Origin of the sequence: Streptomyces sp. NPDC048442 (assembly GCF_040651475.1) — a bacterium.
Lineage (GTDB): Bacteria > Actinomycetota > Actinomycetes > Streptomycetales > Streptomycetaceae > Streptomyces.
In genome coordinates, this window is sequence record NZ_JBEZKB010000067.1 from 1 (window position 1) to 5765 (window position 5765).

Consider the following 5765-nt stretch of genomic DNA (forward strand, 5'->3'; position numbering starts at 1 on the left):
AACAACAACTCACGCTCACCACCACCCAACACATCCACCCCACCCACCAACACACCCACATCCACCACCACCGCACGCAACACACGCTCCAGACGGGCGACGATCTGCTCGACCGTCGCTCTGTCGAAGAGGTCGGCGGAGTAGTCCACGACGCCTTCCAGGCCGTTCGGGACTCCGTTGGCCGTGTGCCGCTCGCCGAGGCCGAAGGACAGGTCGAACCTGGCCCAGGAGGACTCGCCGGCCTCGGCGGCGACCGAGAGGCCCGGCAGTTCGAGGATCGCGTTCGCGGTGTTCTGCACGGTCAGCGTCACCTGGAAGAGCGGGTGACGGGTCATGGACCGCTGCGGGTTGAGCGCCTCGACGAGCCGTTCGAACGGCAGGTCCTGGCTTCCGTACGCTGCCAGGTCGGTCTCCCTGACCCGGGCCAGCAGTTCGCGGAACGTCGGGTCGCCCGACGTGTCGGTGCGCAGCACCAGCGTGTTGAGGAAGATGCCGATCATGTCGTCGAGGCTGTCGTCGGTCCGGCCCGCGATAGGGGCGCCGATCGGGATGTCGGTGCCGGCGCCGAGCCGGGTCAGTACGGTGGCCAACGCCGCCTGGACCACCATGAACAGGCTGGTGCCGGTGGACGTGCCCAGCGCCAGCAGCCGACGGTGCAGCTGCGCGTCCAGGGTGAAGCGCACCTTGCCTCCGCGCTGGGCCCCGGTCACCGGCCGGGGCCGGTCGGTGGGCAGGTCCAGCTCTTCCGGCAGGCCCTTGAGCGCCTGGGTCCAGTGGGCGAGCTGACGGGAGATCTCGCTGTCCGGATCGTCCTCGTCACCGAGCACCTCACGCTGCCACAGCGTGTAGTCGGCGTACTGCACGGGCAGCGGGACCCACTGCGGAGCGGCGCCGTCCAGGCGTGCGGTGTACGCCGCGGTCAGGTCCGCGGCCAGCGGGCCGAGGGACCACGCGTCTGCGGCGATGTGGTGCAGGACGAGCACGAGGACGTGCTCGTCGGGGCCCGTGCTCAGCAGTGCGGCCCGGAGTGGGACGTCCCGCGTCAGGTCGAAGCCCTCGCCAGCCAGTGCGGCGATCCGCGCGGCGACGTCGGCATCGGCATCCGCCCCGTCGGCGGTGCCGGGCAGGGTCAGGACGACCGGCTCCGACAGCGCGTCGCACACGGCCTGCTGCGGCTCGCCGTTGGTGGCGGGGAAGACCGTGCGCAGGCTCTCGTGCCGGGACACCACGTCCGTGAGGGCCGCCGCCAGGGCCTCCTGGTCCAGGGCGCCGCGCAGCCGCAGGACCATGGGGATGTTGTAGAGCGGGCTCGCCGTGTCCATCTGGTTGATGAACCACAGACGGCGCTGCGCGAACGACAGCGGGATCACCTCGGGCCGCACGGCGGGCGCCGGGGACGGGTGGGCCGCGTCGGCCCGGTGGAGGAGCGCGGCCAGTCCGGCGACGGTCGGGGCCTCGAAGAGGGCCCGGATGCCGAGCTGGGCGGAGAGCACCGCGCGGATACGGCTCAACAGGCGCATGGCCAGCAGGGAGTGGCCGCCCAGCTCGAAGAAGTTGTCGTCGATGCCGACCCGGCCGACGCCGAGCACCTCGGCGAACAGACCGCACAGGATCGCTTCCTCGGGGGTGCGCTGTTCGCGGCCCCGGACGGCCGTCTGCTGCGGCGCGGGGAGCGCCTTGCGGTCGGTCTTGCCGTTGGGTGTGCGCGGCAGTGCGTCCAGAGCGACCACCGCGGACGGAACCATGTACTCCGGCAGCACGGCGGCGAGCTGACGGCGTACCGCCTGCACATCGAGCGTCACACCGTCGAGGGGTACGGCGTAGCCGACCAGACGCCGGTCGCCCGGGGTGTCCTCACGGACGGTCACCACCGCCTGGGCAACCCCGGGGGCCGCGGCGAGTGCGGCCTCGGCCTCGCCGAGTTCGATGCGGTGGCCGCGTACCTTGACCTGGTCGTCGGTGCGGCCCACGAACTCCAGCGTGCCGCCCGTGGTCCATCGCACGAGGTCGCCGGTGCGGTACATGCGGGATCCGGCGGGGCCGAACGGGTCGGCCACGAAGCGTTCCGCGGTCAGGGCCCGGCGGCCGAGGTAGCCGCGCGCCACGCCGGTGCCGGCGAGGTACAGCTCGCCTGTGACGCCGGCCGGGACCGGCTGCATCCTGCGGTCCAGGACGTAGGCCTGCGTGTGCGGGAGCGGCCGGCCGATCGGGACGGCGGTGCCCTCGGCGAGTACCTCACCGGGTGCCACTCGGTGCTGCACGGCACTGACGGTGGTCTCCGTGGGGCCGTAGACGTTGAACACGGCGCCCTGCGGGTGGTCGCGGCGCCACGGTGCGAGGGCTGCCGGAGTCAGGGCCTCGCCCGCGACGAGGAGTTCGGCCTCGGCGGCCGCGCCCCGCACCGCGTCGGTCAGTACGGGCAGGTGGCTCGGGGTCACCTTCAGCAGGTCGAAGCGGTCCTCGACGACGTTCGTGAGGAAGTCGGTCAGCCGGATGTGACCTCCCGCGGCGAGCACGGCGTGCAGCGAGGTGACCGTGGTGTCGAAAGACACCGAAGAATGCAGCAGGACCGCTCCGGACACGCCCCGGTAGTCGGCGACCGCGCCGGCGACGTAGTCCGCGAGACCGCCGTGCCGGACGACGACGCCCTTGGGGGTGCCGGTGGAGCCCGAGGTGTAGATGACGTACGCGGCGTTGTCGGGCAGCGGCGCGACGAAGCCGTCCCCGTCGACCAGGTCGTCGGCGGAGTGGGCCGCGAGTTCCACGGCCGTGGCGGCGGCGTCGAGCGGCAGTACGGGCTGTCCGCCGCTCTTGGGCAGGTGCGGGACGACGTCCTGGGTCGTGATCACCAGGGCCGGCGCCGCGTCGGCCAGCATGTAAGCGATGCGGTCGGCGGGGTATTCGGTGTCGATCGGGAGGTACGCGGCACCGGACTTCAGCACCGCCAGCACCGCCACGACCATCTCCACCGACCTCGGCACAGCGATCGCCACCACCGACTCCGGACCCGCACCACGCCCCACCAGCAACCGCGCCAGCCGGTTCACCCGGCCATTCAACTCCGCATACGACAGCTCCACTTCACCCCACGACACCGCAGGCGCATCCGGCGCACACACCACCTGCGCCTCGAACAACTCCGGCACCAACAACCCCGGCGACACACGACCCGTGTCGTTCCACCCGTACAACAACCGATCCCGCTCACCCTCCGCCAGGATCTCCACATCCGCGATCCGCCGGTCCGCATCGGCCACCACCGCCCGCAACACCCGCACAAACCGCTCCACCACCGACTCCACCGTCTCGCGGTCGAACAGATCCACCGCGAACTCCGCCAGGGCGTCGAGCCCTTCGGGGGTGCCGTCGGCCGCGACGCGTTCGCTGATGCCGAACGACAGGTCGAACCGGGCGACGCCGCCGGCGGCGGGCTCGGCACCGATGGTCAGCCCCGGCAGGTCCAGGGTCGGCTGCGCGGTGTTCTGCAGCGCGAGCACGACCTGGAAGAGCGGGTGCCTGCCCAGTGACCTGGGCGGGTTCACGGCCTCGACGAGGCGCTCGAAGGGGACGTCCTGGTGGGCGTAGGCGGCGAGGTCGCTCTCCCGTACCCGGGCCAGCAGCTCGCGGAAGGTCGGGTTGCCGGAGGTGTCGGTACGAAGCACCAACTCGTTGATGAAGAAGCCGACCAGCTCTTCCACGGCATCGTCGGTGCGGCCCGCGATCGGGGTGCCGATGGGGATGTCGGTGCCGGCGCCGAGGCGGGTCAGTACGGTGGCCAGCGCCGCCTGCAGCACCATGAAGAGGCTCGAACCGGATTCCCGGGAGAGGGTCAGCAGCCGGCGGTGCAGCGCGGCGTCGAGGGTGAAGCGGATCCGCTCGCCCCGGTGGCTGGAGGCCGCGGGGCGCGGCCGGTCGGTGGGCAGGTCCAGTTCGTCGGGCAGGCCCGAGAGTGCCTGGGTCCAGTGGGCGAGCTGGCGGGAGATCTCGCTGTCCGGATCGTCCTCGTCACCGAGCACCTCACGCTGCCACAGCGTGTAGTCCGCGTACTGAACGGGCAGCGGAGCCCACTGCGGAGCCGCGCCCGCGGCACGCGCCGTGTAGGCGTCGCCCAGGTCGCGGGCGAAGGGCCGCAACGACCACGCGTCGCAGGCGATGTGGTGCACGACCAGCAGCAGGACGTGCTCGTCGGGGCCCACGGTGAACAGCCGGGCACGCAACGGGGCCTGCTCGGTCAGGTCGAATCCGTGGCGCACTGTCTCCGCGACGGCCGCCGCGACCTCGTCCGGCCGGACGACGGCGGTCCGCAGTACCCCGCCGGCGAGGTCCTCGGGGGCGAGGACGACCTGGCGGGGGTTGCCGTCGGTGTCGGGGAAGACGGTGCGCAGGCTCTCGTGCCTGCACACCAGATCCGCGAGGGCTCCCTCCAGCGCCGGCACGTCCAAGGGGCCGTGCAGGCGCAGGCCGAGTGAGATGTTGTAGAGCGGGCTGTCGGTGTCGAGCTGGTTGATGAACCACAGCCGGCGCTGGGCGAAGGACAACGGGATGTCGGCGGGCCGCTCCCGGCGGACCAGCGCGGTGCGTGCCGCCGCGGCCTCCCCGTCGATGCGGCGGGCCAGAGCGGCGACCGTCGGTGCTTCGAAGAGCGTCCGGATCGGCAGCTCGACGCCGAGGACGGTCCGCACCCGCGACACCAGGCGGGTCGCCAGCAGCGAGTGGCCGCCGAGCTCGAAGAAGCTGCTCTCGATGCCGACCCGGCCGAGTCCCAGGACCTCGGCGAACAGGCCGCAGAGGATGTCCTCCTGGGCCGTGCGTGCCTCGCGGCGCACGCCGGCCGGGGCGGCGGGTGCGGGCAGGGCCTTGCGGTCGGTCTTGCCGTTCGGGCTGAGCGGCACCGATTCCAGCAGGACGACGGCGGACGGGACCATGTACTCGGGGAGCAGTTCCGTCACCGCGCGCCGCACGGCTTCGCCTTCGAGGGCGGTTCCTTCTTCGGGGACGACATAGCCGACGACGCGGCGGTCGTTCGGCGTGTCCTCGCGGACCATGGCGACGGCGCGGGCCACTCCGGGAACGCCGGACAGGGCGGACTCGACTTCGCCGAGTTCGATCCGGTATCCGCGGACCTTGACCTGGTCATCAACCCGCCCTACGAACTCCAGCACACCCCCAGCACCCCACCGCACCAGATCACCCGTGCGGTACATACGCGACCCCGCCGGCCCGAACGGATCGGAGACGAACCGCTCCGCCGTCAGCCCCGGACGGCCCAGATAGCCACGCGCCACCCCCTCACCCGCGACATACAACTCACCCGCCACACCCGGCGCCACCAACCCCAACCGGCCATCCAGCACATACACCCGAGTGTTCTCGATCGGACCACCGATCGGCACCCGGCCCCCATCACCCAGCAACGCACCCGTCGACCAGATCGTCGTCTCCGTCGGCCCGTACATGTTCCACACCGACACACCCAACCCCGCCAACACAGCACCCAAACCACCATCAAGGGCCTCACCACCCACCAGAACCCGCAGCCCCCGCACCGCTTCCGGATCCACCTCCACCAACGCCCGCCACAAACCAGGCGTCGCCTGCATCACCGACACACCCTCCGCACGCACCAGCGCACCCAACTCCACCGGATCACGCACCACCCCACGATCCGCCACCACCACCACACCACCCGACACCAACGGCAAAAACACCTCCAACAACGAAATGTCAAAACCGAACGTCGTCACCGCAAGCCACCGCTCCCCCAC

The 5765-nt window shown here is 71.4% G+C and carries 1 protein-coding gene; it reads right to left on the minus strand.

The window, feature by feature from the left end; genetic code table 11:
* Window positions 1-5765 (minus strand): amino acid adenylation domain-containing protein (locus tag AB0D18_RS41165; RefSeq protein ID WP_362430837.1); only part of this gene is annotated, 5765 nt, incomplete at its 3' end.